A 5,330-nucleotide genomic window follows, 5' to 3' on the forward strand; every position below is an offset into this window, starting at 1 on the left:
TGAATCCGGTGTCTTTGGTGCCACGGGCGTAAGCCCGTGGGGCCCCACTCATGAACAATGGTCGAGAAATTTCCAAATAAGGGGAGGTGAGGATGAAAAACTTAAACGAGACGTCTCCATTGTCCCATGAAATAAAACGGCAGTGAAATGAGCGTGAAATCTTTTTCTTTTAAAACGCTCGGGGGTTCTGAGTTAAAGCGGATTCCCAGAGGAAGTTTCTTTTCCTTGAGAAAGAGATGGAGGGATCTGAGAGAACCGCTTTTCCCGGATTTGACTTCAATAGGGATCACTTGTGGTCCTTTGGAGACGACATAGTCGACTTCTGCAGAGGCATTTTTCTTTTCGCGAGCCCAGTAGTAAAGTTCTGGGGGTTGGTAAGGAGGAAGATCGTAGAGTAGATGCTGACCAACCAACTGTTCCGCGAGCTTTCCCGCATTGACGAGATTGAGATCTTCTTCTTTTTCAAAGTCCAACCGATTGAGACCGCAGACGGAGCTTGCCAAACCCACATCCAAAAAAATAAGTTTGAAAAATTTTTCGTTGATCTCGGCTCCAAGAGGAACTTCATTGGAAGAGCTATGATAGACCCGGTGCCCCACGCGAGCCATGCAAAGAAGGTCAAGGGCCGCGTTCAAGTCTTTGGCACGTTCCAGAGGATCGATATTGACGTATTTAAGTTTTTCTCCGATCAGGCGGGGCATCTTTTGAAAAACTTTCCTGAGCCTACCATCGGGAATGCGTTTTCTGTATTTTGAAAAATCATCTTCATAGGTGGAGAGGATGTTTTTTTTTACTGATTCGCATCCCTCCCAGGAATCTTTCAAAAAGGTGCTTATCGTCTCCGGCATCCCGCCCGTCACGCAATAAATCCGTATTTGATCCATCAGGCGTTGATGCAGCGGGAGAGGAATCGGGTCTTTCAGCTGAAACTTCCCGATAAATTTCTTCAGGTCCGCTTCCCCGTTCGCATCGAGAAATTCTTCAAAGGTCATCGGGCCAAGATGCAGGTATTCCAAACGCCCGACCGGCATGGAAAAAGAATGATCTTGAAGAACAAATTCCAGAAGCGAGCCGGCTGTGATGATGCAAAGGTCGGGTCTTTCTTCATAAAAATATCTGAGAACGGGAATCACCTGGGGAGCTGTTTGAATCTCGTCCAAAAAAAGAAGAGTTTTTTTCGGCTCGATACGGGTTTTGTACTGCAGCTCAAGAAACTCACATGTTTTTTGGATGGACCCTTTGTCAAAAAGATCTGCGACCTCAGGTGTTTTTTCAAAATTGATTTCCAGAAGCGAGAGAGATTCTCGTTTAGCGAATTCCTTCACTAAATAAGACTTACCCACCTGGCGGGCACCTCTAATGATAAGTGGCTTCCGGCTCTCTTTCCGGTACCATTTTGAGATATATTCCAATGCATTTCTATACATATAAAGACATAATACAGGGCAATTTTATCTTTTTCAAGATGTAATCATGGGCTATTAGTTTAAGTTTTATCTTGGACGGACAATAAAAAAGCCTAACTATTTGATATAGATAGTCTTTTTATGCGTTCCCAACAATGCATTGGTCGAACCCTACCTACGAACCCATACGAACACCAGTTAAAATCTTTGTTCCAATAATCAAGTCAGGGGGTTGCAAGTGATTCGAGAGATAACCTTCAAGCCACGCCCACCCTAGGATTCCTCTGATCAGGAAGGGTTCTTTACATTAACGCAATGCGTAGGGGGGCCGGATTGATTGGAGGTTAATATGGAAAACAATGTCAGCAATAGAGTTCTTTCAGGACAAAAAGAAATAGCCCTATTTCTCGGGGTGTCAGTCAAAACCGTCCGACGGTACATGGGAGCTATTCCAGTTCGTCAATTCGCTAAAGAATTCGTCATCTTGGAAACGGATTTGATCAAATGGGTCAAAGTAAAACCGAAAGGACGGCCGTCCAAATAACACATTCGGGAGTCAGCGACTCCCAAATTTTCGCAGCACTGCGGAAAAGTCTTGTGGAAAAGTCTTATTGACGAAGATGAATCATTTGAGATAATGAGGGCGAATCACGATCTGAGGCTATCCAAAGGGTTCCGTCCCTGAGGTAATGCCTCTTTTTTTTACCCTTTTTTGTGCTCCAGTTTCTCTTTTAATTCATTCATAAAGACAATGTCCGTCATTAGCTTCCTGAACAGGGAGGAATAACTCTTCCTATTGGGGATCATGAGTTTCAGCAGTTTTTTATTCTTCAAAAGATAATCCACGAGGCAGTAGAAATCCCCGTCGCCCGTGACGATGAGGGCTTGGTCGTAATTCGGATATTCAATCATGGCGTGAAGGACAAGCTCCGCGTCCACATTGCCCTTCACCTTTCCGTCCGGCAGGGAAAGCGTCGGCTTGAAGACAAGGATATACCCGGCTTTTTGAAGAGAAGTATAGAGGGCTTGATTCTGCGGGATGAATCCGATGAACAGAAAAGCCTTGGCCACTTTGTATTTGTCCTTCAAATACTGGCGGAACCGACCGTAATCCAAAGCCCACCCTTGGTCACGGATGGCCAAATTCAAATTCTGGCTGTCGATGAAGGCGTAATTATTTTTATTCAGAGGCGGCGAGTTCATCCGAAGTTTGTAGTTTATTTTTCGAGGAGAGACAATTTATAAAATTCATTTAGTTCATTGAATAAAAAGGCCCCTTTTGAATGAAAAACTCGCACCAGTGGTGCGAGAAAGTGGGAAGGGTTGTACAGAAGTTATTCATCCAGATAGGCACGTCCTGATTCGGCTCGAATTTCTGCGAGAGTTTTTGGCCCGGAACTTTTGATTTTGCTCGGTAAGGAGGCATTCAATCTTTCCTGGGTCTTTTGTTTCTCCCGGAATTGCCTCTGATAAAAACCCAAACAATCTTTTCGGAAAGCCGCCACAATCTCATCAAGATGGAATCTCGGTTTGTTCCCGACATAATGAAACGGAATGGATCCGTCTGCCATCATGCGCTCAATTGTTTTAGGCGAAACGCTGAAGATAAACGCGACGTCTTCTTTTTCTAAAATTTTGTGCTGTAACTTGAGGCTAAGTGTGGTGAGAAAATATTTTTTCTGATCGATTTCCATAATTGGAGTTATTAGAATGAATTCCAATTAAAAGCCTAACTAATTTAAATAGTTAGGCTTTTTTGTGTTGCGTCCCCACGGGGATTCGAACCCCGGTTACTTCCGTGAAAGGGAGGTGTCCTGGGCCTCTAGACGATGGGGACGAATTTTGCGAAGCAAAATTCCCTCCATTTTCCATTATCCAGTGCTATTTTCCAAAACTAAGAAAATAGAAAATGGCATGAGAAAATAGAGGAATCCGCCAGAGGCGGATTGTGAGGCGCCCGGGGGTCGAACCCGGGACACCATCCTTAAAAGGGATGTGCTCTACCAGCTGAGCTAGCGCCCCAAAAAAACCTGCAATAAACCTTGTTTCGATGCTTTTTATACTTGAGGAGCTACCTAAAGCCCCCCAATTAAAAGTGGCGCAAGCTAGCAAACACAAATCCCCAAGTCAAACAAATCCTTATGTTGTGTGATAGTCGAATAAGAAGGCTTAAACCATGACGCCTATGAAAAAGAACATCCAAATCTATCATCGGAAATAGGATTTCATTTTATCTAAAATAAGATCGCGAGTTTTTCTAAAAGCTTCGAGATGTTCCTCTTCTGAACCTGAAACGCTGGCAGGATCGGGAAAGGGCCAGTGTAGATGTTTGGCTTTTCCCAGAAAGACGGGGCAAACTTCTTCGGCGCATAGGGTGATAACCAAATCGATATCTTTGGGATTAATTTTGTCAACGGACTTGGATTGGTGAGCAGAAATATCGATGCCGACTTCTTTCATAACTTGAATGGCCAACGGATTGACCTTTGAAGGCTGGGAGCCGGCGCTCAAGAACTTCGCTCGGTCTCCAAAAAAATGCCTGGCCAATCCTTCAGCCATTTGGCTGCGGGAGGAATTTGCAACACACAGAAATAAAATATTTTTTTTATTCATCGGCAGTTCCCGATCAGAACGTTATTTTGTTTGAAAAAACGCTTTCTGAAATAAAAAGATACGTTCACCAGTGCAATCATCACCGGTACTTCCACCAGGGGGCCAATGACGGCAGCAAAGGCGGCTCCGTGGTTTAATCCAAATGTGGCAATGGCCACGGCAATGGCGAGTTCAAAATTGTTGGAGGCTGCCGTAAATGATAGTGTAGAAGATTCGCTATAATTGGCGCCCATTTTCTTGCTCATCAAAAAAGAAAACACGAACATGATCACAAAATAAAACAGCAGAGGAATGGCAATCCGAAAAACATCCCCTGGTAACTGCACGATGTATTCACCCTTAAGCGAGAACATGATCACGATGGTGAAAAGAAGCGCAATTAAGGTCAGTGGGCTGATGCGGGGAATAAATTCCCGTGCATACCATTCTGCTCCCTTGATTTTCATCAGAATGAAGCGGGTCAGCATTCCGGCAAGAAAAGGAATGCCCAAATAGATGAAGACACTTTTTGCGATCTCGCCCATGGTGATATGAATTTGAACACCCTTAAGTCCCAACCATGAGGGAAATACCATCAAGAACGCATAGGCATAGGCTGAAAAGAACAGTACCTGAAAGATGGAATTGAAGGCAACGAGTCCGGCGCAGTATTCGGTGTTTCCTTCCGCCAGATCGTTCCAGACAACCACCATGGCAATGCATCGGGCCAGGCCGATCAGAATAAGCCCCGTCATGTATTCCGGTTTGTCTGAAAGAAAGAGAACGGCCAACGCGAACATGAGAATGGGGCCGAGAACCCAATTCTGTATCAATGATAGAACGAGAACCCGGTAGTTTTTGAAAACCAGACCCAACTCCTCGTATTTGACCTTGGTAAACGGCGGGTACATCATGAGAATCAGGCCAACGGCAATCGGAATGGATGTATTGCCATGTTGCAGCCGGTTTAAGATGTTTGAAAAACCGGGATAAAGATAACCCACGCCAACGCCCACAGCCATGGCCATAAATATCCACAAAGTCAAAAAACGATCGAGAAATTGGAGTTTTTTCATCAGGTCTCCTTATATTAAAAATCCCAAAAGGCCACCCCCCAATACGAGCCAGGCCGAGTTCAAACGGAATAAAAGTAAAAGCACAAAACTACCAATGGCCATCATCACTGTGGGCCAATCAATAAGAGCAGTTTTTCCCAATTGCCAACTGACCACGGCCATTAAGGCCAGCGAAGCAAGGTTAACACCATTTAAAAATGCCCCTGCCATGGGTGATTTTCTGAGGCGCGGAACAAATGGTCCGCTTAGGGCGACA

General features: G+C 44.7%; 7 protein-coding genes and 2 tRNA genes. 1 reads left to right on the forward strand and 8 read right to left on the reverse strand.

The genetic code is table 11. The features are described from left to right. Positions 1 to 101: 101 nt before the first annotated feature. Positions 102 to 1,427: a hypothetical protein gene (locus A2048_10410; GenBank protein ID OGP09538.1), complete on the reverse strand. Its 1,326-nt coding sequence runs from the start codon at positions 1,425 to 1,427 to the stop codon at positions 102 to 104. Between the two features lie 328 nt (positions 1,428 to 1,755). On the opposite strand from A2048_10410, the gene A2048_10415 reads away from it, so the two are divergent. Further along, positions 1,756 to 1,950 (forward strand): hypothetical protein, encoded by a 195-nt coding sequence (locus A2048_10415; protein OGP09539.1) that lies wholly within the window; start codon positions 1,756 to 1,758, stop codon positions 1,948 to 1,950. Positions 1,951 to 2,108: 158 nt separating this feature from the next. On the opposite strand, the gene A2048_10420 is transcribed toward A2048_10415, so the two are convergent. The 7 genes from A2048_10420 to A2048_10450 all read right to left on the reverse strand — a co-directional run bounded on the left by A2048_10420 (position 2,109) and on the right by A2048_10450 (position 5,284). Further along, positions 2,109 to 2,609, reverse strand: a complete 501-nt coding sequence (locus A2048_10420; protein OGP09540.1) for a hypothetical protein — start codon at positions 2,607 to 2,609, stop codon at positions 2,109 to 2,111. 131 nt (positions 2,610 to 2,740) lie between these two features. Continuing rightward, entirely contained in the window at positions 2,741 to 3,100 is a 360-nt protein-coding gene (locus tag A2048_10425; protein OGP09541.1) for a hypothetical protein, read from the reverse strand. Between the two features lie 67 nt (positions 3,101 to 3,167). Further along, positions 3,168 to 3,243: transfer RNA gene (locus A2048_10430), tRNA-Glu, on the reverse strand. Between the two features lie 109 nt (positions 3,244 to 3,352). After that, positions 3,353 to 3,428 (reverse strand) — tRNA-Lys (locus tag A2048_10435). A gap of 186 nt (positions 3,429 to 3,614) precedes the next feature. Beyond that, complete coding sequence (locus A2048_10440) at positions 3,615 to 4,019, reverse strand: arsenate reductase (GenBank protein ID OGP09542.1); 405 nt, start codon at positions 4,017 to 4,019, stop codon at positions 3,615 to 3,617. Beyond that, entirely contained in the window at positions 4,016 to 5,074 is a 1,059-nt protein-coding gene (locus tag A2048_10445; protein ID OGP09543.1) for an arsenical-resistance protein, read from the reverse strand. The genes A2048_10440 and A2048_10445 overlap by 4 nt, the downstream gene beginning before the upstream one ends. 9 nt (positions 5,075 to 5,083) lie before the next feature. After that, on the reverse strand, positions 5,084 to 5,284 hold the full coding sequence (locus A2048_10450; GenBank protein ID OGP09544.1) for a hypothetical protein: 201 nt from the start codon (positions 5,282 to 5,284) through the stop codon (positions 5,084 to 5,086). Between the last annotated feature and the right edge of the window lie 46 nt (positions 5,285 to 5,330).

The organism is Deltaproteobacteria bacterium GWA2_45_12 (genome assembly GCA_001797365.1).
GTDB lineage: Bacteria > UBA10199 > UBA10199 > UBA10199 > UBA10199 > UBA10199.

Bases quoted from the DNA above. Each gene is read 5' to 3' on its own strand.
- A2048_10410 (OGP09538.1), bottom strand. From the start codon at position 1,427: ATGTATAGAAATGCATTGGAATATATCTCAAAATGGTACCGGAAAGAG.
- A2048_10415 (OGP09539.1), top strand. From the start codon at position 1,756: ATGGAAAACAATGTCAGCAATAGAGTTCTTTCAGGACAAAAAGAAATA.
- A2048_10420 (OGP09540.1), bottom strand. From the start codon at position 2,609: ATGAACTCGCCGCCTCTGAATAAAAATAATTACGCCTTCATCGACAGC.
- A2048_10425 (OGP09541.1), bottom strand. From the start codon at position 3,100: ATGGAAATCGATCAGAAAAAATATTTTCTCACCACACTTAGCCTCAAG.
- A2048_10440 (OGP09542.1), bottom strand. From the start codon at position 4,019: ATGAATAAAAAAAATATTTTATTTCTGTGTGTTGCAAATTCCTCCCGC.
- A2048_10445 (OGP09543.1), bottom strand. From the start codon at position 5,074: ATGAAAAAACTCCAATTTCTCGATCGTTTTTTGACTTTGTGGATATTT.
- A2048_10450 (OGP09544.1), bottom strand. From the start codon at position 5,284: ATGGCAGGGGCATTTTTAAATGGTGTTAACCTTGCTTCGCTGGCCTTA.